17 protein-coding genes and 1 riboswitch are annotated in these 23,665 nt (G+C 60.8%); of the genes, 10 read left to right on the top strand and 7 right to left on the bottom strand.

Annotated elements, in window-relative coordinates; genetic code table 11:
- Positions 1–143: 143 nt before the first annotated feature.
- Together lpxB and NZ585_01895 are read right to left on the bottom strand one after the other, a co-directional pair.
- Positions 144–1,316 carry a lipid-A-disaccharide synthase gene (lpxB, locus tag NZ585_01900; GenBank protein ID MCS7078791.1) on the bottom strand — a complete coding sequence of 391 codons (1,173 nt, stop codon included), beginning with the start codon at positions 1,314–1,316 and terminating at the stop codon, positions 144–146.
- A gap of 41 nt (positions 1,317–1,357) precedes the next feature.
- A complete protein-coding gene (locus tag NZ585_01895; GenBank protein ID MCS7078790.1) occupies positions 1,358–2,374 on the bottom strand; it encodes an NADP-dependent oxidoreductase in 1,017 nt (338 codons plus the stop codon).
- Between the two features lie 87 nt (positions 2,375–2,461).
- On the opposite strand from NZ585_01895, the gene recO reads away from it, so the two are divergent.
- Positions 2,462–3,253 (top strand): DNA repair protein RecO, encoded by a 792-nt coding sequence (gene recO / locus NZ585_01890; protein ID MCS7078789.1) that lies wholly within the window; start codon positions 2,462–2,464, stop codon positions 3,251–3,253.
- 21 nt (positions 3,254–3,274) lie between these two features.
- Positions 3,275–5,908, top strand: coding sequence for a PIG-L family deacetylase (locus NZ585_01885; protein ID MCS7078788.1), 2,634 nt, complete (start codon positions 3,275–3,277; stop codon positions 5,906–5,908).
- Positions 5,909–6,007: 99 nt separating this feature from the next.
- On the opposite strand, the gene NZ585_01880 is transcribed toward NZ585_01885, so the two are convergent.
- The 3 genes from NZ585_01880 to NZ585_01870 form a co-directional block, all read right to left on the bottom strand.
- A complete protein-coding gene (locus tag NZ585_01880; GenBank protein MCS7078787.1) occupies positions 6,008–6,673 on the bottom strand; it encodes a M15 family metallopeptidase in 666 nt (221 codons plus the stop codon).
- A 123-nt stretch (positions 6,674–6,796) separates the two neighbouring features.
- The gene (gene msrP / locus NZ585_01875; protein ID MCS7078786.1) at positions 6,797–7,774 is read right to left on the bottom strand and encodes a protein-methionine-sulfoxide reductase catalytic subunit MsrP; all 978 of its coding nucleotides are present in this window, start codon (positions 7,772–7,774) and stop codon (positions 6,797–6,799) included.
- 6 nt (positions 7,775–7,780) lie between these two features.
- On the bottom strand, positions 7,781–9,832 hold the full coding sequence (locus tag NZ585_01870) for a S9 family peptidase (protein ID MCS7078785.1): 2,052 nt from the start codon (positions 9,830–9,832) through the stop codon (positions 7,781–7,783).
- Positions 9,833–9,908: 76 nt separating this feature from the next.
- On the opposite strand from NZ585_01870, the gene NZ585_01865 reads away from it, so the two are divergent.
- The 5 genes from NZ585_01865 (at position 9,909) to NZ585_01845 (ending at position 14,331) form a co-directional block, all read left to right on the top strand.
- Positions 9,909–10,046: a hypothetical protein gene (locus NZ585_01865; protein ID MCS7078784.1), complete on the top strand. Its 138-nt coding sequence runs from the start codon at positions 9,909–9,911 to the stop codon at positions 10,044–10,046.
- Positions 10,047–10,087: 41 nt separating this feature from the next.
- Positions 10,088–11,038, top strand: coding sequence for a PhoH family protein (locus tag NZ585_01860; GenBank protein MCS7078783.1), 951 nt, complete (start codon positions 10,088–10,090; stop codon positions 11,036–11,038).
- Between the two features lie 45 nt (positions 11,039–11,083).
- Entirely contained in the window at positions 11,084–11,884 is an 801-nt protein-coding gene (locus NZ585_01855) for a Uma2 family endonuclease (GenBank protein MCS7078782.1), read from the top strand.
- Between the two features lie 351 nt (positions 11,885–12,235).
- Positions 12,236–13,108: a hypothetical protein gene (locus NZ585_01850; GenBank protein MCS7078781.1), complete on the top strand. Its 873-nt coding sequence runs from the start codon at positions 12,236–12,238 to the stop codon at positions 13,106–13,108.
- 14 nt (positions 13,109–13,122) lie between these two features.
- A complete protein-coding gene (locus tag NZ585_01845; protein ID MCS7078780.1) occupies positions 13,123–14,331 on the top strand; it encodes a hypothetical protein in 1,209 nt (402 codons plus the stop codon).
- A gap of 106 nt (positions 14,332–14,437) precedes the next feature.
- Here NZ585_01845 and NZ585_01840 read toward each other — a convergent pair whose 3' ends face one another.
- Together NZ585_01840 and NZ585_01835 are read right to left on the bottom strand one after the other, a co-directional pair.
- Positions 14,438–16,426 (bottom strand): M28 family metallopeptidase, encoded by a 1,989-nt coding sequence (locus NZ585_01840; protein MCS7078779.1) that lies wholly within the window; start codon positions 16,424–16,426, stop codon positions 14,438–14,440.
- A 620-nt stretch (positions 16,427–17,046) separates the two neighbouring features.
- Positions 17,047–18,537 (bottom strand): AarF/ABC1/UbiB kinase family protein, encoded by a 1,491-nt coding sequence (locus NZ585_01835; protein MCS7078778.1) that lies wholly within the window; start codon positions 18,535–18,537, stop codon positions 17,047–17,049.
- A gap of 191 nt (positions 18,538–18,728) precedes the next feature.
- Positions 18,729–18,935, top strand: a riboswitch (cobalamin riboswitch).
- Between the two features lie 178 nt (positions 18,936–19,113).
- Between NZ585_01835 and cbiB the strand changes: the two genes are divergently transcribed.
- Genes cbiB through NZ585_01820 form a run of 3 tightly spaced genes read left to right on the top strand, consistent with a single transcriptional unit; the run spans position 19,114 to position 23,662 of the window.
- On the top strand, positions 19,114–20,067 hold the full coding sequence (cbiB, locus tag NZ585_01830) for an adenosylcobinamide-phosphate synthase CbiB (GenBank protein ID MCS7078777.1): 954 nt from the start codon (positions 19,114–19,116) through the stop codon (positions 20,065–20,067).
- Positions 20,064–21,209 carry an aminotransferase class I/II-fold pyridoxal phosphate-dependent enzyme gene (locus NZ585_01825; protein ID MCS7078776.1) on the top strand — a complete coding sequence of 382 codons (1,146 nt, stop codon included), beginning with the start codon at positions 20,064–20,066 and terminating at the stop codon, positions 21,207–21,209. Before cbiB ends, NZ585_01825 begins: the two co-directional genes overlap by 4 nt.
- Positions 21,206–23,662, top strand: coding sequence for a TonB-dependent receptor (locus NZ585_01820; GenBank protein ID MCS7078775.1), 2,457 nt, complete (start codon positions 21,206–21,208; stop codon positions 23,660–23,662). Before NZ585_01825 ends, NZ585_01820 begins: the two co-directional genes overlap by 4 nt.
- Positions 23,663–23,665 lie beyond the last annotated feature (3 nt).

Here is a 23,665-nt window from a genome sequence, read left to right as displayed (position 1 = left end):
AGCGCTTTGTCGTCACACTTCTCAGAGACCGCTCTGACACACTTTACGAGAGCATGTGGCGGCGCTGACCCACCATTTGGTAGGCAGCGTAACCATGCCGCATGCCAATCGTTGACACAGTTCACACTAGGGCGTCACGCCACCTACGCGGAAACATCTTTAGGCGAGATAAGCCGCCATACGGCCTGCGCCGCCCGCGCCGACGCGCCTCGCTCGCCAAGTCGAGCACGAACGGCGGCGTACACCGTTTGCAGCCGTTCACGCTCGGTTTCATCCGTCAAAAGTCGCTGGAGTCGCTGTGCAATGTTGTCGCCGGTGACTTGTTCCTGAAGCAGTTCCGGGACGGCGACTTCACCCATCACGTAGTTGACAAGCCCTACGTAGGCCAACGGCGCAAAGCGCCGCAGATAAGCCGCCGTCAGCGGCGCAACCTTCCCGACAATCACCATTGGCGTCCCGATGAGCGCTGCTTCTAACGTCGCCGTACCCGAAGCGACCACGGCGGCGTCAGCGACCGCCAGCGTTTCATAAAACGCCTGGTGCGTCAGCCGGATGGGGACGGCAGCCTTCTGCATAAAAGGTGTGAAATGGGCTTCGTCCAATGACGGCGCACGAGGAATGACAAAGTGAAGCGCCTTATCAGTGTGCGCCAGCCGCTCCGCCGCCGCTAACATTGGCGGCAGGTAGTGCCGCAGTTCCGACCGCCGGCTTCCCGGCAACAGCGCGACAATCCGCCCGTCGGGGGGCCAGCCCAATCGTTCTCTTAGGATCAGCTTCTCGGCGTCTGAAAAGCGGGGGACGCGATCAAGCAGCGGATGACCAACAAACGTCACCGCCATGCCGCGCTGCGCGTAGAAGTCTACTTCAAACGGAAACAGCACCAGCATTTGCGTCACTAGCCGTTTGAGCGTTTTGACGCGACCACTACGCCAAGCCCACACCTGCGGGCTAATGTACCAGACGACCGGAACGCCGTGCCGTGCAAGCTGCTTAGCCAGACGAAGGTTGAAGTCGGGGAAGTCCACTAGAATTGCCAGGTCAGGCCGCTCACGTTCCACATCCGCCACCAAAGCGTGAAATACACGCCGGATCGTCGGCAAATGGCGGAGCACCTCGACGATGCCAATGACGCTCACGGCTTCCATGCGCGTCAGCGGTGCGACCCCGGCCGCAGCCATCGCCGCCCCGCCCATCCCCCAAAAACGCAAAGCCGCCCCGCCGTCCTGTGTCGCCAGTCGCTGAAGTTCACGGACAAGCTCGGCAGCGTGGGCGTCGCCTGACGCTTCACCGGCGACGATGAAAATCGAGCGGGTCACGGCGTGTTTATAAAAGTCCGGGGCGCGTCATGGTTCTCGCGTCATGGTTCTTCGGAAACCTTGACAACCAGCTTGCCTGTGTTCGAGCCGTCAAAGAGCTTGCGCACCGCCCGCGGTGCGTTTTCCAGCCCTTCGACAACGTCCAGCCGGTATTTGAGGCGGCCTTCTGTGACCCATTCCAACAGACGCGGCATCGCTTCCTGAGCGCGCGGCAGATAATCCAGCACAATGAAGCCCTCGATCCGTAGGCGTTTGCTGATCACCAACAGAAAGTTGGCCGGTCCAGTCGGCGGCCGGTCGGCGGTGTACTGGGAAATCGCCCCGCAGGCGACGACGCGCCCGAAGTTGTTCATGCGCGCCAGCGCCGCATCGAGTATCGCGCCGCCGACATTGTCGAAGTACACGTCAATCCCTGCCGGGCAATGTCGGGCCAGCGCCTCGCCAACGTTTTCGTTTTTATAATCAATCGCTGCGTCAAAGCCGAGATCTTCAACAATCCACCGGCATTTTTCTGGGCCGCCGGCAATGCCGACAACACGGCAGCCTTGGATCTTGCCGATTTGGCCGACCAGCGAGCCAACAGCGCCGGCCGCCGCCGACACAACTAGCGTCTCACCTACTTTTGGACGCCCAATGTCGAGCAAGCCGAAGTATGCCGTCAGTCCAATCGCGCCAAGGACGCCGTGGTAAAGCAGCAGCGAGTGACCCGGAATTTTGACAATCGGCGTCAGCCCTTTGCCGTCGCCGACGTAGTACAGTTGCCAGCCAAGCAGGCCCTGCACAAACGCGCCGACCGGAAGGGCGTCCGTGCGGGACGCCTCGACGACGCCAATCGCCACGCCGCGCATCACATCGCCGAGCGGGACGGCCGGCAAGTAGGAATCCTGCGCCGCCCAGATGCGATTGGTTGGGTCAAGTGATAGATAAATGTTGCGCACAAGCACCTGCCCGTCGGCGAGGGCCGGAACCGGTTCTTCATGCCAGGTAAAGTCGGTGTCTTTGAAATTCCCTACCGGACGGGCGGCTAGTCGCCACTGGCGGTTGATGTATTCGGCCATGTGCTCGAAAAACATCCTTTCGTGAAATGCCGCGCGTTTCCACGCCGCCGCAAGCATGCTCGATTTTGTTGAGACTGCAAGCCTGTTATGTCGACCACGACTCTGCGCAGCGGCGACGCTTTCGTGCTGCGCGCCTATGACTATGCCGAGGCGCACAAGATCGTCGTGCTGTTTACCCGCACGGACGGCTTGATTCGGGCGGTTGCGCACGGCGCACGCAGCGCCAGAAGCAAGTATGGCGCGGCGTTTGAGCTGCTTTCCGAAGTCGCCGTCGCCTATCGTGAACGCGAAGGGCGTGAGTTGGCGCAGTTGACGAGTTGCGACGTGAAGCGGACGCGCTTCGCCGCCGCAGCCGACCCGGCTGCTGTGGCGATGCTGGGCTACTGGGCCGAGCTGGTTTGTGAACTCTTCCCGCCGCACCAAGCAAATGATCCAGTCTACCGGCTGTTGGCTGTCGGCTGTGAAGCTATTGAACGCCGACTGGCGCTCAGCGTCGCCGAAGCTTGGCGCATACAACCAGCGCTGACAGTTTATGTTGAGACGTGGCTGCTGCGTCTGGCCGGCTTTCTTCCAACCTGGAAGCAGTGCGCCCTGTGCGGTGCGGCGTTCGGCGCTGGAGAGACAGCGCGGCTGGCGGCGGATGGGACGCCCGGCTGTCAGTCATGCCTGCCCGTCGGACGGTGGCTTGGCCCGCTCACGCGCGGCGCTTATGCGGCGATTCAGCGCCTTGTGCCGGATGAGTTCCTGGCGCAAACCCCGGCACCGGCCGTACTGGATGAGGTGGCTGAAGTCAATCAGCGCCTTCTGCAAGCAGCGATTGAACGCCCGCTGAAAAGCTACGCCGTTTGGCGGCGGCTGCGTGCAGAACCACCCGTATGAACAGACATCGTCGGAGGTGCAATGCTCAAGCGACTACTCATCGCTTTGCTTTCGGCGCTGTTCATCGCGCCGGGCGCGCCCAAAGCCAAGGAACGATTGCTTACACTGCAAACGCAGGCGCGCAGCCGATATGACCGGGGCTTGACGGGATTGCGGCTTCAACTCCGGCGGCTGCCGACGACGGCGAGCGTTCTACACATCGGCGCGCATCCCGACGATGAAGACTCCGCGCTCATCGCTCGACTGGCGCGCGGCGACGGGGCGCGGGTGGCGTACCTGTCGCTCACACGCGGCGAGGGCGGACAAAACATTCTGGGTCCGGAGCAAGGCGCGGCGCTGGGTCTGATTCGCACTGAAGAACTGGCTGAAGCGCGCGCCATTGACGGCGGCGAGCAGTTTTTCACTCGCGCTTTCGACTTCGGCTTTAGCAAGACGCTCAAGGAAACCGAAGCCAAGTGGGACGCGCTGCACGGTCGTGACGCCGTTCTGAGCGACATCGTGCGCGTTATCCGCGAGTTTAAGCCACTAGTCATCGTAGCGCGCTGGGGTGGTACGCCGCGCGACGGCCACGGGCATCATCAGTACTGCGGCTATCTGACACCCATCGCCTTTGCGAAAGCCGCCGACCCAAGCTGGCGTCCCGAACTTGGTCCGGCTTGGCAAGCGAAAAAGTTGTATGTCAGTGCAGATGTCGCACCGCCGGAAAACACCAATCCGACGCTGAGCCTACCAACTGGCGTGTACGACCCCGTTTTGGGCCGCACCTACTTTCAAATCGCCATGGAAGGGCGCAGCCAGCACAAATCGCAAGAAATGGGCGCGCTCGAACCCGACGGCGAGCGCTTTTCCGGCGTCAAGCTGGTGGAAAGCCGCGTACCAACCAATCCGCAAACCGAAACTTCGTTGTTTGATGGTTTGGATACGAGTCTGCGGAGCCTTTTGCCGGATACTGCGCCAGATGACGCGCGGCGCGCGATGGACGACGTACAAGCCATGACCAATCGCTTGCTTGCGGAAGCCTGCTCGCTGGACGAAACCTTAGCGATCCTGACCACAGCCTACGAACGGCTTGTTCAGTGCGGACTGGCGCTCGACGGCAAACCGCTTGACGGCCCTGAAGCCGTCGTTGTTGACACAAGCGGCGAAGGGGCTTTCAACCCAAAACGCGACACGCTGCCGCCTTCCTCCGCATTACGGATTAAGAAGGCGCAGATCGTACAGGCCATCTTATTGGCGGCCGGTTTTCGGGCGATGACGCTGGCCGATGCTGAAACTGTCACCGAAGGCGACATAGTGACGATCAGCCAAAAGGTGCGGATTGGAACGACCTCGGTGGCACAGTCTGCGGCGGTGGACAACTGGGGGCGGCCACTGCTGAGCGGCTATTTGTCCGGTTTTCTGTCCCATCCCGGCGCAACAGTTGAGCCGTTGCGGATAGAGGCGGGAACGTGGGAAAGCGTGCGGGTCGTGATGCCGAACGAGCCGGTTGACGTGTCACGGACACGCCCGTGGCTCAGCGCTATCGTCACATTGAACATTCGCGGTCGAAGGTATCTCTTCACCCAGCCGGTTGAACATTGCTTCGCGGATCCTGTGCGTGGGGAGCGATGCGACGAGGTTGAGGTTGTTCCTTCCCTATCGGTTCGGGTTTCCGAATCGTTGTGGCTTGCGTTCCGAGCGCCAGAAAGCCGCGCCAAGCGCCTCACGGTCACAGTGGCAAACCATTCGCAGCAGAGCCGAGGGGGAACCCTGACACTGCGTGCGCCGGATGGATGGCGGGTTGAGCCGCCGACGGCGACGGTGACGCTTCCGCCGAAAAGCAAGCAGAGCGTTGTGTTCAACGTGACAATACCGCGCACCACGGCGGACGGCCGGTACAAGCTTGCAGCGTCGGTCGCCAGCGACGGTAAAACCTATGACCGCGATGTCCAAGCGATTAGCCATCCGCACATTCGGACGCGGCGGTTATACCCCAAGGCCGAAGTCGAGGTCGTGGTGACGGATGTCAAGGTCGCGTCGGTCAAAGTCGGCTATGTCATGGGAAGCGGTGATCTTGTCCCGCAGGCCATTGAGCGTCTTGGGCTGTCTGTGACGTTGCTTGACGAGGCGACTCTGGCGGCGGGTGATCTGCGGAAGTTCGATGTGATTGTCGTCGGCGTGCGGGCTTCGCAGACGCGCCCTGACTTCGCCACCGAACACGCGCGCTTGCTCGATTACGTCAGGGCAGGTGGGACGCTTATCGTCCAGTATCAGCGTCCCGACTACCTTCAGCGCAGGCTACCGCCGTTTCCGGCTTCCGGGGTGACGCGGACGACCGATGAGAACGCGCCGGTGACGATCTTGAAGCCCGACCATCCGGTGTTCAATATCCCGAACCGCATCACGGCGAGCGATTGGGACGGGTGGGTGCAGGAGCGGTCGCTCTACGATTTTGAAACCTACGACGCGCGTTATACGCCCTTGCTGGCGGCGCACGATCCGGGTGAACCGCCGCGCACAGGTGGGTTGTTGGTCGCCGACATCGGTCGGGGGCGGTACATTTACACCAGCTATGCATGGTTTCGGCAGTTGCCAGCCGGCGTCCCTGGCGCATACCGCGTCTTTGCCAACTTACTGAGCCTACCGAAAGCGCCGTCCTTTGTCAGACACCAGTGAGTAAGCCCTAATTTGGTCAGGGTTGTTATAGGGCCGTTATCGTTCAAGTTGCGGCGGCGATGGGTGCAGGTTACTCTCCCACTGCCGGGCTTCCCTTGACTACTGACAATCGACGCCCGCGACGTAGCCCCTGATAACGTCCAATGCAACCGCCGTCTCGCTTCCCTGGAAACCTGTAATATCGTCAAGCGTGATTGTTTTGAGGTATTGCTGCAACAAAGGGACTGACAAGGGCGTATATGACCAGTGCCATTTTTCTTCCTCATAACCTGTCCGTCCCTTCTCCTTGGAGGTGTAGGGTTGGCAAAATCCATACTTGCCGGCATGGGTTACAAGCCATTGATAAACCGCCAATCCAACAGCTGATTTGAAGTAATCATCCTCTAAACTGTTCAAATCAATGTCTGTTCCCCAGTGATGACGGGATGTACCTGGCATAGAGGAATACCTGAGAATATCCCGCGCCCGCTCTACCGGATCGGTAATTGCCTGCCGCTCCTTCCATTTTGTCTCCCAGATATCCTTCTGACGGTCAAAGTTGCGGGTTGCCGAGACGATGATCAATTCTATGTTATCTTTCTTGGCGTCTTCAGCCATTTTGACAAACGCGGCATAAGTCTCCCTGCGCAAGTACTGGCAACGTGCAGCTCCAGCCGTATAGCGGTCTTCAAGTTTGACAAAACGACTGTCTCGGGCCGGATCGAATTTTCCAAGGAGATAGCTTTTGTCTATAAATTGGCTATCGGGCTTTGCAGGTGCTGACATTGGAAGCAATAGGAACGGTAGTAGAATGAAAAACTTTCTCATGAGTTTTTGAGAGTCAAAGGCACGGCAGACCTCTGGCTGCCGGCGCGACGGGGGTTAAGTTCAGGCGCAACAAGCCCGTAGTCAATAAAACCTTCTCAAGTCCATGCCGGCGTAGAGCGATGCTACCTGCTCGGCATAACCGTTGAACATCAATGTCGGTCGCCGGTTGAACTCACCGATGCGCCGTTCAGTCGCCTGACTCCACCGAGGGTGGCTCACATGCGGGTTGACGTTGGCGTAAAAGCCGTACTCATGGGGAGCAGCTTCTCGCCAGGTCGTGCGCGGCATCCGCTCGGTGAGGGTAATACGTACAATAGACTTAATGCTTTTGAAGCCGTACTTCCACGGAACAACCAGCCGCAGCGGTGCGCCGTTCTGGTTCGGAAGCGTTTTACCGTATAGCCCGACGGCCAGCAACGTGAGCGGGTGCAAGGCTTCGTCCAGTCGCAAACCTTCTCGGTAAGGCCAGTTCAACAGCCTACCGCGTTGTAGTGGGAACTGTTTTGGATCGTATAGGGTCTCGAAGGCGACAAATTGCGCCGCGCCCAGCGGCTCTACCAACTTGAGCAGGCCGGCCAACGGGAAGCCGACCCACGGAATGACCATTGACCAACCTTCGACGCACCGCAGCCGATAGATGCGTTCTTCCAACGGGAAGAGGCGGATGAGCTCGCCCACGTCGAACGTCCGCGGCCGGCCGACCAACCCATCCACTGCAACCGTCCACGGGCGCGTCACCAACGCCTGCGCCTCGTAGGCGACGTCATGCTTAGCGGTTGAGAACTCATAGAAGTTGTTGTAGTGAGTGACGTCATCGTAGTTGGTCGGTGGCTCATCCGTCGTCAACGCGCGGTCGGTCGGAGCAACCGTCGTTAGTGGTTGTGGAGCGGGGCCAGCCGGCGGCCGGCGATTTGCGCTGGCGAACAGGTGGTACAATCCTGCCGTTGCTGCGCATGAACCAGCCGCCGCCAAGGCCTGAATAAAGGCCCGCCGATTGAAATACAGCTGCTCCGGGGTGATCTCCGAGCTTTTGATGTCGGCGGGTCGTTTGATAAGCATGGCGTCCTATTTTTCAATCCCAAGTTGCGTCAGCAGAAAGGTGTAGTAAAACGCCGTCTCGCGCAGCGCGTCGTAGCGTCCTGACGCTCCGCCATGCCCCGCCGCCATGTTCGTCTTGAGCAGGAGAACATTCCGGTCGGTTTTGAGCGTCCGCAAGCGCGCAACGTACTTCGCCGGCTCCCAGTAGGCCACTTGGCTGTCGTTGAGCGCTGTCGTAACAAGCATCGCCGGATACGCGCCCGGCTTGAGATTGTCGTAGGGCGAATACGACCGCATGTAGTCGTAGGCTGCTTTTTCGTTGGGGTTGCCCCATTCGATGTACTCGCCGGTGGTAAGCGGCAGGGTCGCGTCCAGCATCGTGTTCATCACGTCCACGAAGGGCACCTGCGAGATGACGACCTGAAACAAATCGGGGCGCATATTGACCACGGCGCCCATGAGCAAGCCGCCGGCGCTAGCGCCCTGGATAGCCAGATGAGCCGGCGAGGTGTATTTCTCTTTGATGAGAAACTCGGCGCAGGCGATGAAATCGGTAAAGGTGTTCTTCTTGCGCATCATCTTGCCTTGTTCGTGCCATTCCTCGCCCATCTCACCGCCGCCGCGAATGTGCGCCACGGCGAAAATCATCCCCCGATTCAGCAAGGATAACCGGTTGGACGAAAAGCCGTCGGGAATTGAAATGCCATAGCTACCGTAGCCATATAGCAGCGTTGGATTCTTACCCGTTCGTCTAAGGCCTTTCTTGTAGGTGATAGTAATGGGAATCTTCACACCGTCTGAGGCTATGGCGAACAGCCGCTTGGTGACGTACTGTGTCTTGTCATAGCCCCCAACAACTTCATCCTGCTTGAGCAGGATTTGTTGGCGCGTGTCGAGATCATATTCATACACTGAGCGCGGCGTAATTGGCGATTCATAAGTGTAACGGAACTTCGTTGTGTCAAACTCCGCATTGGTCGCGCCGCCGACCGTATAGGCCGGTTCGGGAAATGCGATGACATGCGATTTGCCGCTTTCCAAGTCAAAAACTGTGAGTTTTTCGAGGCCGCCTTCGCGGGTTTCCAAAACAGCATGCTTGGCAAAGAGATTCAATGTTTCAATTTTCACCTTCGGATTGTGGGGAACAAGCTCGCGCCAGTTTTCCTTCGCTGGATTGGCGACCGGAGCGCGGACGACGCGAAAGTTTTTGCCGCCGTCCTGCGTCGTGATGAACCACTCGTCATTGCGGTGTTCGACAAAGTAGCGAATGCCATCCACACGAGGATACAGGATGCGAAATTCGCCGTCGGGTTGGTCACTCGGTAAGTAGCGAATTTCGCTCGTCGTCGAGCTCGTGGAAACCGCAATGAGATACTTCCGGTCATTCGTACGGTCGAGACCGAGGTTGTAAAGCTCGTCCTTTTCCTCAAAAATTTCCGTCGTTGCACCGCCCAAGGTGTGACGAAACAGCTTATTGGGACGTTTCGTCACCGGGTCTTCCACCACGAGAAAGAGCGTCCGGTTGTCTGCCGCCCACTCGACGTTTGTGACGCGCTCGGCCGTATCCGGCAGTAACTGGCCGGTCGTCAGGTCCTTGACGTGCAGCTTGTACTGCCGATAGCCGGTTTCGTCGGTCGTATAGGCGAGCAGGCGGCCGTCGTCGCTGACGGCAAATGCGCCGAGCGCCATAAATGGCTTGCCTTCCGCCAGTTGGTTGAGGTCAACCAGAACTTCCTCCGGCGCGTCGAGTGACCCTTTCTTGCGGCAATAAATCGGGTACTGTTTTCCCTGTTCGGTGCGGGAGTAATAGAAGAAGCCGAGGTACTTGTAAGGTACACTCAAGTCGGTTTCTTTGATGCGTCCGAGCATTTCTTTGTAGAGTGCCTCTTCAAACGCTTTGTGCGGCGCCATAACGCGCTCGGCGTAGGTGTTTTCGGCTTCGAGGTAGGCAATAACTTCCGGGTTTTGGCGCTTGTCGTCGCGCAGCCAGAAGTACTCGTCTACACGTTTGTCGCCGTGTAGCTCAAAGACACGCGGTTCTTTTTTGGCGATGGGTGGCGTCGGCGTTGTTTGGACCATGGCTGAGAAAGACACTGTAACGAGTATTGTGGCGAGTTTGAAAAACAGACGATCCACGGATCGGTCACTCCTTGGCATGTTTGCTAGTAGTCGCCTGCGACGGGCGTCGTCCCGCGAGCGTGGAGAAAGCACAGTCCAAGCGCGGGCGCAAGTCGAGCCGACCGCCGGCGGCGCACGCCAGCGCGTTTACGCCGACACCGTCCCGGTCGTATAATCCACCACAAAGCTTGATGTTTGTGTCAACAAGGTGATGGCTTGAAGAAGCTAACGCTGCCGGAGGAAGGTCTCGACATCCTCTTTGGAGCCTACGATGAGAACATTCGCTACCTTGAGACGCTTCTTAATGTACGCATCGGCGCGCGTGGCAGCGAAGTGACCATCGAGGGCGACGCCGCTGACACGGCCGCTGTGGAAAGTATCCTGACCGATTTCGCCGAACTCGTCGGTGAGGGCGCTGCGCCATCGAGTCAAGAGTTGCGGCAAGCGTTCAAGCAAATCGCCGACGACCGCACGGCGTCGCTTAAGACTTTCTTCTCAAAGACTTACCGCTTCAATCCGACCGGACGCAAAATGGTGTCGGCGCGGACGCCCAATCAGCGCCGTTACTTGGAGGCGCTTCAGGCGTACGAACTGGTGTTCGGGATTGGGCCGGCTGGCACAGGCAAGACCTTTCTTGCCGTGGCGATGGCGCTGCACTATCTCTGGCAAAAAAAGGTCTCGCGCATCATTCTGACGCGGCCGGCGGTGGAAGCCGGTGAAAAGCTGGGTTTCCTTCCAGGTGACCTGCAGGACAAGGTTGACCCTTACCTACGACCGCTCTACGACGCGCTGTTTGACTTGGCCGATCCCGACAAAATCACCCGCATGCTTGAAAAGCGCATCATCGAGGTTGCGCCGCTGGCCTTCATGCGTGGACGAACTCTGGCCGAAGCGTTCATCATTCTTGACGAGGCGCAGAACACGACATCCGAACAGATGAAGATGTTCCTGACGCGGATTGGTTACGGCTCGCGGGTGGTTGTAACCGGTGACGCAACGCAGATTGACCTGCCGGTGGGCAAATTGTCGGGACTGATTGAAGCGACCAACGTCTTGCGCGACATCAGCGAGATTGCCATTGTCGAGTTCACCAACCGCGATGTCGTCCGGCACCGGCTGGTGCAATTGATTGTCCAAGCCTACGACCGTGCTCGGCAAAACGCCTGAGACGGCGGCATTGTGGCCGCAGTGTCCATCCTCCAGATAATGCTTATGCCGACTTCATCTGCTGTTTCGACTGAGTTTGTGGGTGCGCCGTTGGCCGGCACAGAGGCGTCGTCGGTGACAAATCCGTTTTCGGATTACGACGAAGGGGTGTATTACCCGGCGGAGGATGGTCAGCCGATGGCGAACTCGGACCTGCACGCGGTCTACATTGTGCAGACGCGGGCGAACTTGGAGGCGCTGTTGCCGAACGACTTCGTCGGCAGCGACATTTTCTGGTATCCGGTCAAGGGGCGACCGGAGATTTGCCATGCGCCGGACGTGTTAGTAGCGCTGGGTCGCCCGCCAGTGGTGGGTGGGCATCGGCGGCGGAGCTATATGCAATGGAAAGAGGATGGAGTGGCACCGCAGGTGGTGTTTGAGTTTTGGTCGGAAGGGAATCGGAGTGATGAGGAAGAGCGAAAGTTGAGGTTTTACGAGCGGTATGGGGTGGAGGAATACTACGCTTACGATGTGCAGACGGGGCGACTTGAGGGATGGCGGCGGGATGGGGAGCGGTTGGTGGCGATAGAACGGATGGAGGGGTGGCGGAGTCCGCGATTGGGGATTGTGTTTACCCTAGAGGAAGGAGCGTTGCGGTTGTTGTACCCGGATGGGACGCCGTTTCAGACGCTAGGGGAGGTGCGTGCGGCGCTAGAGCGGGAGCGCGCCGCAAAGGAAGCGGCGTTGGCGGCAAAGGAGCGGGAGCGCGCCGCGAAGGAACGCGAGCGTGCGGCAAAGGAAGCGGCGCTGGCTGAGGTTGAACGGCTCAAAGAAAAACTGCGGGCGTTGGGTGTTACACCGGAGTGAAGCATAACCCTCCTAACCCGTATCCACTATTGTCCAACATTAGCCTCGGCGGCGTCTTTTGATGGTGGAAGCCTGTAGAAGCGCGCCCCGACGCTGAAGTAAGCGCCGCCGGTTGGAACGACGTCAACTGTCAACCAACTTGGCGTCATGTTTCTCACCCTGTCTAACAGCTTGACAACTGGAAGACACCGTACGCCATCCGCTCAACCCAAGGCAAACTACGCTTCCTTGGGCATCGAGCGTAGCTTGCACAATGACTTGGGTTGCAGCGTTCGCCGGATGAACTGTGGTACGCCAGTTGCCACAGTGAATGAACAGTCATTCATTTTCTTAGCGTGAGAGGCGGCAGTCATGCGCAACCGGCGTTTGGTGACGTGGTTTGGACTGGCAGTCATTGGATTGGGGCTGTGGCTTGGATGCGGCGCAAGCGCGTCGGCGCAAACGACTTTGGTTTTTGTTCACGGCAAGTCGGACGGTGTTTCCACCGACAGCCGCGACAAAGTCATCAACAACTACTGGACGCCGGATATGATCCGCGCAGCGACGCGCAACTACACCGTTCCGTACGAAGTCGTCTTCTACGACGGACGTAAGCCCTACTGGGACTGCGCCGTAGATGTCGCCGCCCAAATCAACCAGTTCATCACGAACGGACGGCGCAACCTCGTTTTCGTCACCCATAGCATGGGCGGGGTTGTGATGCGGTTTATCCTGTGCAACGCCGACCCGTCCGACCCGTTCTACAACTACCGAGGCGCGAACTTCAATCGGATTCAAGCGCACACGCGGCACGTACTGTCCTATGCGCCGCCGAACGCCGGCTCTGAAGCGGCTGATTTGGCCGGTTCGTTGAGCGGCTCGTGGCTAACGGCTTGGTTGGTCAGCCTCATTGACAACAACGCGCCCTCGACACAGGCGCTCACCACGGCGCACTTCCGTACGGCGAACGCCAACTGGATGCGCGACGCCTTGCGCAGCAAGGCCATCTTTACCGTCGCCGGTACGGGACTGTGGAACGACTTCTGTCTGGAGTGCGTCGGCTTGGCGACGCTGTCGGGACTGGCCGGGTTGCCCGGAGAAGACGACGGGATGGTGGCTGAGTACAGCGCCCACCACACGAAAGCGCCGGGCGGACGGTGGTACAACACCGACGCCAACCACCACTACAACCGCCGCAACAGCTACCGCAAGCTGGGGAACGACATTGCCCAGTACGGCTATTGAAAGGAGACCACGCCATGGTCGTTAGGACACGCAAATGGGTTTTGAGCCTCGCAGCCGTCGGGGCGATGGTGGGCGGTGTCGGCTTTTACAGCTCACTGCCGGTCAAAAGTGAACGCGCCAAGGACAACCCCGTGCCGGTGTCGGCGCTGACGACGACCACGCTGGACGGCGCAGCAACCGATTGCGGACGGCTGACCCCACAGGAACTTGCCCTGTCGTCCGCACGCGAAGAAACCTTCTCAACACGGTACGTCTTGGAAGGCGTCACAGGCGAGGCGACGCTGCCGGTGACGGGCAAACACGCCTGTATTGGTGTCTTTGTGGAAGATGAGACTGCGAAAACCACCTTGTTGGCGCCGAACGGCATGCGCGTTCCGACCGAGCTTGTCCCCCGCGATATGGACTTGGGTACGGCGCTGTCGCGGCAGGAAGTCGCCGCCGACGGCAAGGTTGAGGCGACGCCGCGCCACCTGACGACCGTACCGGGATTGTACCGTCTGCGGATCGAGAAAGCCGGCGGCAAACGTCTCCGTGAAGGAGGAACGACCGCCGCACCGCGTACAACGGTGGTCGTCAACGACAACAACCACCTCGTCCTCCATACTTGGTTGACCGACAACATGGTGGATGTCCGCCGGGCGACGGAAATCCATGCCCAAGTGCGCGACGGCGAACGGCCTGTTGAGAACGTCAAGGCGACCGCACGCATCTACCACGAGAATGGGACGCTGGTGCTCACTCGTGAAATGACGGCGCTGGGCAACGGCGACTTTGGCTTGAAAATCCGCCCGACGCAGCTTGGTCGTTTCGGCAAGGTCATCGTTGACGCCGAAGGCGTGACGGCCGACGGACTTCAGTTTAAGCGCACCGGTTTGCTTGAGATTGCAAGCGGTGTCGCCGGCGGGCGGTTGATGCGTGTCGTCGGCGAGCGACTGACCGACCGGGCGCTGGAGGTTGACCTCGAATACGTTGTTGTCCGCGCCGGGCGCTTTCATGCCCGCGCCAACCTCGTGACAGCCGACGGCGAGCCGGTCGCTTGGGCGCAAGCGGCGGCGGAAGCAGCTGTCGGACGGCATGTCCTAACGTTGCGCTTTGACCGCAAATTCCTCACCCCCGGCAAGTTGGTGTTGCGCGACATTGAACTGACCGACGTAACCGAATTTCCGGGCGTCAAGAGTCCGACAAGAATTGGAACCTATGCCGTCGAACACGCGTTGCAATAACGGGGATTTCTCCTGAAAAGCCGTTTTGCTTCGGCGCGTCGTTCTCCGACGCGCCTTCTTTTTGCCCGGACATTGCCTCCGGCAAGGCAAGAAGCGTCTTGTAGAACTACTCAGTTCGGCGTCCGTGCAGGGCTTGCGCCGCCTGGTGCAGCGCAGTGACGACCTGCACCATGGCGCGCGCCGTGTCTTCAGGGTCGTTGCGCGCCAGCGCATAGCGGACGCCGGAAAACACTTCCGCGCCGTAGCCCGAAAAGACGCCCGGCGCATAAATGACATGCCGCGCATCATAGCGCTTCGGTAACCCCTCCGGCGTCAGCAAAAAGCCCTCAAACCGACGACGCAAGCGGTTGCGCGCCGCCAGCGTCGCTTTCGTATCCGGTTCGGTTTCAAACATTTCAGCAGCGATCACCAAATCACGGGCGGCGTCCAGCAACGCGGCGGCGTCTAGCGTCGGGTGTTCTTGGGCGAGCTCCTGCGCTAGACGCTCAATTTCGCGGGCATAGTCCAGTAGGTTGAGTTCAAGCCGTACGGACTCCGACAGCCGAAACGCCAGCAAAGCCCACCCGCGCGCCATTGCCGTGTGGCGGGTGAAGTTCGGGTCGCCGAATTTTTCCATCCAGCGAAAGCTGTCGTAGGTCGAGTGATAAACGCCGTAGCCGCCCGTTGAGGCCATGTCCAAGCAGGCGACGCCGGCCAGTTGCAAAAACGGCGCGTAGTCTGACCCGCTACCCAGCTTGCCAAAGCGAACCTCCGGCGCGTTTTTGTCCTGCGCCCGCCAGTTGTCGTACAAGCTGCGCGTCCCACTTGCGTCCGGCGCGTCGCGCAGGACGGCTTTCGTCACCGCCCACAGGCTAGGGACGGCGCTGGCGCGAAAATTGTCGCCGCTGACGGCGCTATCCACATTGAGGTAGCAAACCGCCTTTTCGCGGAGTTCGGTAAGGTGTTCTTCCACCCATTCGGTTGAGCCGATGAGGCCGTACTCTTCGGCGTCCCAACTACAGAGCTTGATGGTGCGGCGCGGTTTCCAGCCCTGTTTGACCAGTTCGCCGAAGGCGCGCGCCACTTCCAGCATCGCCGTCGTTCCGCTAGATGGGTCCACCGCGCCGTACACCCAAGCGTCTCGGTGGTTGCCTAGCAGAATCCATTCGTCGGGGAACTCAGTACCGGGCAGTGTCCCGATGACGTTCCAAATAGTGCGAAGCCGGTAGTCCATCTCAAGCGCGATACGGACGCGCGTTTCGCCACCGCCGATGCGGTAAGCAATGGGTAGCCCCCCGACCCATGCCTTGGGAGCGTCGGGGCCGCGCAGGCTTTCAAGAATCGGCAGGGCGTCACGGTACGACAGCGGCTGGATGGGGATGGTTGGCAGCCCGGCGTCTTTAGGATTCAGGCGCGGAACGCCCTTCTTGGCTGGACGGCCGGGCGTAAGGGGATCGCCCGGCGGTTGCGTGAAGGCGCGGTAGCTGCCGCGCTGGACACAGTTATCCGCCCGCCATGGCCCGTCGGGATAGGTTTTGCCCTGAACATAGCCGTCGTCCTTGGGGTCGGAATACACGAGCAATCCCGCCGCGCCGCGCTGTTGCGCCACCTGCGCCTTGACACCTCGGTAGGCTTCCCCGTAGCGCACAATGACAATCTTGCCTCGGACGCTGACGCCAAGTTGGTCAAGGATTTCATAATCGCGCGGCAGCCCGTAGTTGGCATAGACGACCGGCGCTTCGACTTTGCCTGACGGTGACCAGGCGGCGAAAGTCGGAACGGCGAGTGGCGAAGCCGAGTCGGGATCGTCGGCGAGGACTGGTTCGGTCAGCGTACAGCGGTACTTCGTCGGCGCGGTCATTTCCACCCGCCGCGATTTTGGGCGCGGCAGGTACACTTCATACTCAACCAGTTCGGTCTGAAAACCGGCCTTGGCGAGTTCGTCACGGACGTAGAGCGCCGTTGCGTAGTCCTCCGGTGTGCCGGCCAGATGCGGCTTGGCGGTGAGTGTCCGTAGGGTTTGGCGGGCGCGGTCGGGCGACGGGGCTGCGAGCAGTTGGCTTTCGAGAGCGGAGAGGTTCGTTTTGGTTTCAGCCGCAACGCTGTGCGGCGTCATAACGTGACCACTCCGGAAGGCGGCGAAGAGGCAAAGACCGGTGGCGAACAGGTAGGCGGAAAGAGGGTGCGGAAAGCAGCGCATAGGGCGAGGTTGAACCTGCAAAGAAGCTGGATGTGGGTAAATCAGCGCTCAGCGCAGTTTGTGAGGCATCCGGCGCAAGCGTTTTGACGGCGAAGTGTAGGCAATTGGGTGGACGATTCAACTGTGTCTGGGTGGCGCAAGGCGTCAGACCTTATAAGCTGGGTGCAGTTTTGCCGCCGCGCCTTTAGCTTCTGAGGAGCGAGCTGTTTAGGTAAGGTGACGGTGTACGGCGTCTGAGAACGGCGCGCAGGAGAGGGCAGCGCGTGGCGACGAGGGGGAAGGGGGTTCCGTTGCAGGGGCTTCCGATAGGGCGTCACTCCGTCTTTCGGCAGGGCGCGTGGCGACTCACACCAGTGAGAAAGAAGCAGAAGCCGTCGCACTTCAAACGCTTGACGCCGCTTCTGAACCGAGTGTGTAGCTTGGGCATTGATGAAAGGCGCACTAGGAGAGCGCTATGAATGGGATAACCACCAACAAAGCTTGGCCGTGCGCCGCTGCCTTCCGGTCGCCAGACAACTTGGACGGCTCTAAAGCCGTCATGCAAAATACAGCGCCAGGGCCGTTCGGGCCAGATTCCAGACGCGCGTCCAGTTAAGTTTGCCGTTGCGCGCATCATGCAGACTGGCCCACACCTTTTCCCGAAGTTGAGCGCTCTCCCGCCGGAACAAGAACTCGCGTGCGTAAGGCAGAGCGACCTCAAGGAAGTTGAAACGCGGATTCATCGTAATGCTGATGCCTTCCAACGTCATCAGCGCCCGCATGATAAACGTAAACGATGCCGGCGTTGAGAATGGATAACGGTAAATAATGTCACCCAGATCGTAGGCCAAGTCCTTGAAGCGCACTTCCGACAGGTTGACATCCAACTTACGCCGGAAAAGGTCCTCAACCACCCGTGCAAAATCTTCCGTGTCGGCCTCAGGAGACAGAAAGCCAAGACCGATCAAATCCTGTACGATGCCCGGTGCGTCGCGGTCAATCAGATGGAAGAAGGCGCTGACCATTTGATCCTGCAGCTTGGGCGAAATATGCCCCACCATTCCAAAGTCGAAAAACGCCAACCGACCGTCAGGCAGCATTAGGATGTTGCCCGGATGCGGATCGGCGTGAAAGAAGCCGTCTTCAAGCAACTGCTTGAAATACGTTCGGTACATCAGTTCATTGGCTTCTTTGGGGTCAATGCCGGCGGCTTTCAAGCCTTCTAGATCGGTGACGCGAATACCGCGCAAAAACTCCATCGTGATGACCCGCGAAGTTGTTTGCTCCCAGAAAATGACGGGAACATGAACCCGCGGCCAGTCGGCGAAGTTGCGTCGGAAGCGGTCGGCGTTGCGCGCTTCATTCCGATAGTCGAGTTCGGCGAAAATCGTTCGCTCAAACTCGTCAATCATCCCCACCCAGTCATTGCCCTTGAAAAGCCGTTTGGAACGCGCCATCCACTGGGCAAGTCGGCGCAGAATAACAATGTCCTCGCTAATGCGCGCGACGAGGTTGGGACGCTGCACCTTGATGGCCACTTCCTGCCCGTCGTGCCGCACGCCGCGATACACCTGTCCCAAACTCGCCGCCGCCACCGGCTGTGGGTCAATCGAACGGAAGAACTTGCTGACGGGGCCGCCCAATTCCTGCTCGATAATGGCGAAGGCTTCCGCGTTTGGAAACGGCGGTACGCGATTCTGGAGCTTCGCCAACTCCTGTATGAATGGGACGGGAAGCAAATCGGCGCGCGTCGCTAGCGCCTGCCCAATCTTGATGAAGGTTGGTCCCAGCCGAATCAGTTGCTCCCGCAGCCGCGCCGCCTGCGCCTCCAGCTGCGCCGGCGACAACGCCGACAGATCGCCGTTCGGACGCCGCCGGGCGCGGCGGAGATCGCGGTAAATCATCCAGACAACGCGCCCAAGCACCCAAATGATGAACAGCGTTCGTTGCCAGTGGCGAACCCATCCCCACACGCCCCGCTGCATGGGGACGACCGGCGGGCGAACGACAGGCGGAATAGAAAAATCGGCCGGCAAGCTACGGTTCATGGACGTTGCGCGCCGACGATGCCGGTGGGCGACACATCGTACGGCATCCTTCGGGCGTTATAGCAAACTCAGCGTCACTGGCAAAAGCGACGACGCCTATGGCTTACCGTCGCCTCCATCCCGTCTGCGCCGCATCATAAGGACTGGCCACTTGCGCCGGTCGCGGTCGAGGTATACCTTAGGAGGCAGTTGCACGTTCTTTGGCTTCGGGTGCCCAATCCCCGAAACTGGGCGATTGGGAGAATAGGGAAGCGGGTGTAAATCCCGCACGGTCCCGCCACTGTGACGCCACGATGGTGTTCGCGCCTCTCCAAAGAGGCCACTGCGCTTGCGCAAGCGTGGGAAGGCCGGCGCGAACCGGCGAAGTCAGGAGACCTGCCCGAAGCCGCGCGCCCGGAAAGCTTCTCGCGGAGGAAGCGGCGCGGCGACAGTCCTGCCCGAATGCGTCCAACCCGGCGCATTGTCTCTACCTGTTTGCTTTCCGGCGCGTGATCCCAAGGTTATGGGTCTCCGTAGTGAGGCCGCTTGGCCGTACCTCGGCAATACCCGATGCGGCCGTGCCGTGGATGACGCCCGATGTCGCCTGTTCTGCTTGCCGCCGCCTACGCGCTTGACCGCTTGATCGGCGACCCGCCGTGGCTGCCTCACCCCGTACGCTGGATGGGCGCAGCCATCGCAGCTGGCGAGCGCGTTTTGCGTCCGTTGGCGCGCGGGCCGGCGACGGCATTTCTGACCGGCGCGGCGCTGACGCTCGGTTTGGTCGGACTATCGTACGGCGGCAGCCTGCTCGCGCTGCGCGAACTATGCCGCTGGTCGCCGGTGGTCGGCGCGATGGCGCTTGTCTATCTGGCGGCGACAACGCTGGCGACCAAGGACCTATTGGATGAAACGGGAAGCGTCGCTGACCGATTGCTCAACGACGACCTGCCCGGCGCGCGGCAGCGCGTCGCCCGGATCGTCGGGCGCGACACCCACGACCTCAGTGAAAGCGAAGTCTGCCGGGCCACCGTTGAAACGCTGGCTGAAAGCGCCTCGGATGGGATCATTGCGCCGCTGTTTTACCTCGCGGTCGGCGGCGTCCCGGCGGCGCTGGCGTACAAAGCCGTCAACACGCTTGACTCCTGCATCGGCCATGCGGACGAACACAACTTCTGGTTTGGAAAATTCGCCGCCCGCCTCGACGACATCGCCAACCTCATTCCGGCGCGGCTGACGGCCGCCTTGATTGTCGTCGCAGCGTGGTTGCACGGCGACGACTGGCGCGGCGCATTGCGCATTTGGTTCCGCGACGCCCGCCGCCATGCCAGTCCTAACGCCGGACAACCTGAAGCCGCCATAGCCGGGGCGCTTGGCGTCCGGCTGGGGGGCGTCAACCACTACGCCGGCGTCCCCTACGCAACGGCGTTTCTGGGCGACGCGCGCCGCCCGCTGGATGTCGCCGCCGTCGAGGCCGCGCGCCGACTGGTTGAACGTGTATCGTGGCTGGGGTTCGCCGCCGCGCTCACCTTTTGCCTGTGGAGTGTGCGATGAATCCTTCTCCGTGGTTGTCCGTCCATGGCGGGCGAGTGTTTGAAGCGGCGCAGCGGTGGGGCGTCGCGCCCGACCAGGTGCTTGATTTCAGCGCCAACCTCAATCCGTGGGGACCGCCCCAATCGGTTACAGACGCCGTAGCGCGCGCCGACTGGAGGCGCTATCCCGACGACACCGCGCTGCGCGCCGCCTTCGCCCGGCGTTACAACCTTGATCCGGCCGCCGTCGTCGTCGGCAACGGCGTGGCGGGACTCCTGTTTGACACGTTGCGCGTTTGGCGACCACGCCGCGTTCTGCTGCTGGAGCCGTCCTTCGCCGAATACCGCCGGGCGCTCGTCGCCGTCAACGCCTGCCTCGTCACCAAGCCGCTGCGCGCCGAGGAAGCTTTTCAGCCTGATTTTGCGCGCCTTGCGCCGTTGATTCGGGAAGCGCGCGTGGATACGGTCATCCTCAACACGCCGCACAACCCGACCGGCGCGGCTTATCCGCCCGACCGCCTGCTCGACTTCATCCGTACCGTGGCGCAGCACAGCGTCCGCGTCGTGCTGGACGAGTCGTTCGCCGACTACCGGCCTGAAGACTCGCTGGTTGTCAAGGCGGCCAACCTGCCGAACGTCGTCGCGCTGCGCTCGCTGACGAAGTTCTACACGATGCCGGGGTTGCGCGTCGGGATCGCCGTCGCGTATCCGCCGCTGGCGCAGGAACTGCATCGCCAAACCGCCGCGTGGCCGGTCGGCGCGCATGCGCTCGCAGCCGCCTGCGCCGCGCTCGCCGACGAGGACTTTGCCGCCCGCACCCGCATCCGCAACGAGTGCGCGCGCCGCACCTTTGCGCATGCGCTGGACGAACTCGGCTGTACGGTGTTCCCCAGCGCCGCCAACTTCCTGCTGATTCGGCTGCCGTACGGGGCGGCGTCGGACTTGGCGCAGTGGTTGGAGCCGCACCACGTTCTTGTCCGGCGGTGCACTGATTTTCTTGGTCTGGACGACCGCTACGTACGGTTAGCCGTCCGTGACGACGCCGCCAACGCGCATCTGGTCGCGCTGCTTGTCCGATGGTTGAACGAACAGCGCCGCCTCGCTTCGAAAAGTTCAGAAGATTCCTCGTTGATTCTGCTTGGGAAGGAGTCCCAAACGCCATGACTTCCGCCATGCTTCGCTTTCTGCTGCTGGGTGTGCTGTGGTTGGCACTTCCGGCCGGAAGCACACTCGCCCAATCAAACGCCATTCGCGGGCGCATCCTTGACGAACAAGGCGGACCCGTTCCGAATGCAGTCGTCGCTCTGCAAGGGCGCGACGTAAACGTTCGACTGACGACGACCAGCAGCGCCGACGGTAGCTACGCCTTTGAAAACCTCGCCGGCCGCGATTACCTCATCGAAGTGGAAGCCTCCGGTTTTCCGCGGACGACGCGGCGCGTCACTGTCGGCGAAGCCGCTGATGTGACGCTCAAAGTGTCCGGCGTCGCCGATACGGTCATCGTGACGGCGGCGGGCGCGCCCCAAACGGTGGATGAAGTCTCGAAAGCCGTCACCGTCATTGACCGGCAGGAGATTCTCGACCGGAACGAGTTTACACTCTACGAAGTGCTGCGAACAGCGCCGGGCATCCAAATTCTCAACAACGGCGGTCCTGGCGCGTTCACCCAGCTTCGGACGCGCGGGCTGCGCCCAGACGCCACAGCGATTCTCTACGACGGGCTGCGCTTCCGCGACGCCTCGACCACGCAAGGCGATGCCACCTCGTTTATGTCCAACCTCTACTTCGTAGACTTCGGGCGGGTGGAGTTTCTGCGCGGGTCCGGCTCGTCGCTCTACGGGACGAACGCCGTCGGCGGTGTTGTTAACATTGTCTCCAACAGCGGCGGCGGCCCAACCACCGGCTCGCTCCAACTTGAAGGCGGCGGGCTGGGCCTGTTCCGGGGACGTTTTCAACTTCAGGGCGGATTGGGCGACCGGTTTTCCTACAGCTTTGCGACGACGCACCTCAACGTCACGCAGGGCGTCAACGGCTGGACGCCCACCCGCAGCACGGGCGTGCAGGGGACGCTGCGCTACGACTTCACACCCAACATCTCACTCACCGGGCGCGTCAACGCCTCGGACGACTTCGTGGCGCTTCAGATCAGCCCTACAACGTCCGGCATTCCGGCGGCGAACTTTCCCGCCACAGGCGTCATTCCGGCCCGGTTTCTGCCTGCTGACCAAGTGCGGCGGCTCATCGCCGGTGTTCCCGCCGCGCAGATTGTCTGGGGCGATGCGACCATCATTCCCAACCGGCAAGACCCCGACAATCGTCGGTCATCCAACTTCGCCATGGGCGCGGTGATCTTCAATCACACGATCAATCCGGTGGTCGGCTACCGCGTGGCATGGCAGCGGGTACATACGGCGCGGGTGTTCCAGAACGGCCCCGGCGGCTTCGGTTTCCAGCCGGTCACGTCAAACTTCCTCAACTACGTCGGTGACATTGACACCGTGGATGCGCGCGTCAATCTGCAACCGACGCGCTGGTTCACGTTTACGGCCGGTTACGAGTTTGAGCGCGAAGCCTACTTTGACCGGCAGGACAACCGGATTCCCGACCCGCGCCAGCGCGTGGATGTCCAGACCAACATCAGCCAGAACGCCCACGCCGGTTACTTTCAAGCGCAGTTCCGGCTGCTTGACGACCGGCTTCAGCTTTCGCTGTCGGGCAGGTCGCAGGGTTTCCGGCTGAATCGTCCGACGTTTTTGGCGACGGGAACGACCAACGCCTACGCCAACGTGCAGCTCAAAGCGCCGCCGACGGCCTACACGGGCGACATTTCAGTGTCGTACTTCATCGCCGAAAGCAAGACCAAGCTGCGCGCGCACGTCGGCAACGCCTATCGCGCGCCGGCGCTTTACGAGCGTTTCGGCGGCGGCTTTTTCAACAATCCGGCGACGGGTCTGGTGAACTTCACGCCCTACGGCGATCCGTTTCTTGCCCCCGACCGCTACAACTCGTTCGACGCCGGTATTGACCAGTATTTCTTCCGTGACCGCTTGCAGGTGGGGATCACCGGTTTTTACACGCGCGTTGTTCAGGTTACGGCCTTTGATTCCAGCGGCGTCCTGAACCCGCGAACCGACCCTTACGGTCGCTCGTCAGGCTACATTAACGGCTCAGGCGGGATTTCGCGCGGCGTCGAAGTGAGTTTCAACGCGCGGCCGACGGCGACGCTGACGCTCAACGGCTCGTACACCCACACGAACGCGGGCACTGACCGCGACGTGTCAGTGCGCAACTTCTTCCGCATTTTTGGCGTCGCACAGCATACGTTTACCTTTGTCGCCAATCAGGCGATTGGGAAGCGCGTCAACGTCAACTTTGACTTGGCGGCGTACAGCAGCACGTACGCTTCGCTTTTCGCCGCCGGACGCGCGCGCGCCTTTGAAGTGCCGGGCTACGTCAAGGCCGACGTGATGGGGAGCTACACGCTGCCGGTCGGCAACGACCGCTCGCTGCGCTTTTACGGCAAGGTGGAAAACATGTTCAACCGACGCTACTTCACCGGCAACGGCTGGCTCGCGCCGGGCGTGGTCGGTCTGGGCGGCGTCGCGTTTCAGTTTTAGAAG

Source organism: Chloracidobacterium sp. (assembly GCA_025057975.1).
Lineage (GTDB): Bacteria > Acidobacteriota > Blastocatellia > Chloracidobacteriales > Chloracidobacteriaceae > Chloracidobacterium.
The sequence above is the reverse complement of the archived record's forward strand: the minus strand, read 5'-3'. Positions and strand labels throughout refer to the sequence as shown.

Bases quoted from the DNA above. Each gene is read 5' to 3' on its own strand.
- NZ585_01895 (MCS7078790.1), bottom strand. From the start codon at position 2,374: ATGGCCGAATACATCAACCGCCAGTGGCGACTAGCCGCCCGTCCGGTA.
- recO (MCS7078789.1), top strand. From the start codon at position 2,462: ATGTCGACCACGACTCTGCGCAGCGGCGACGCTTTCGTGCTGCGCGCC.
- NZ585_01885 (MCS7078788.1), top strand. From the start codon at position 3,275: ATGCTCAAGCGACTACTCATCGCTTTGCTTTCGGCGCTGTTCATCGCG.
- NZ585_01880 (MCS7078787.1), bottom strand. From the start codon at position 6,673: ATGTCAGCACCTGCAAAGCCCGATAGCCAATTTATAGACAAAAGCTAT.
- msrP (MCS7078786.1), bottom strand. From the start codon at position 7,774: ATGCTTATCAAACGACCCGCCGACATCAAAAGCTCGGAGATCACCCCG.
- NZ585_01870 (MCS7078785.1), bottom strand. From the start codon at position 9,832: ATGGTCCAAACAACGCCGACGCCACCCATCGCCAAAAAAGAACCGCGT.
- NZ585_01865 (MCS7078784.1), top strand. From the start codon at position 9,909: ATGTTTGCTAGTAGTCGCCTGCGACGGGCGTCGTCCCGCGAGCGTGGA.
- NZ585_01855 (MCS7078782.1), top strand. From the start codon at position 11,084: ATGCCGACTTCATCTGCTGTTTCGACTGAGTTTGTGGGTGCGCCGTTG.
- NZ585_01850 (MCS7078781.1), top strand. From the start codon at position 12,236: ATGCGCAACCGGCGTTTGGTGACGTGGTTTGGACTGGCAGTCATTGGA.
- NZ585_01845 (MCS7078780.1), top strand. From the start codon at position 13,123: ATGGTCGTTAGGACACGCAAATGGGTTTTGAGCCTCGCAGCCGTCGGG.
- NZ585_01840 (MCS7078779.1), bottom strand. From the start codon at position 16,426: ATGACGCCGCACAGCGTTGCGGCTGAAACCAAAACGAACCTCTCCGCT.
- NZ585_01835 (MCS7078778.1), bottom strand. From the start codon at position 18,537: ATGAACCGTAGCTTGCCGGCCGATTTTTCTATTCCGCCTGTCGTTCGC.
- cbiB (MCS7078777.1), top strand. From the start codon at position 19,114: ATGTCGCCTGTTCTGCTTGCCGCCGCCTACGCGCTTGACCGCTTGATC.
- NZ585_01825 (MCS7078776.1), top strand. From the start codon at position 20,064: ATGAATCCTTCTCCGTGGTTGTCCGTCCATGGCGGGCGAGTGTTTGAA.
- NZ585_01820 (MCS7078775.1), top strand. From the start codon at position 21,206: ATGACTTCCGCCATGCTTCGCTTTCTGCTGCTGGGTGTGCTGTGGTTG.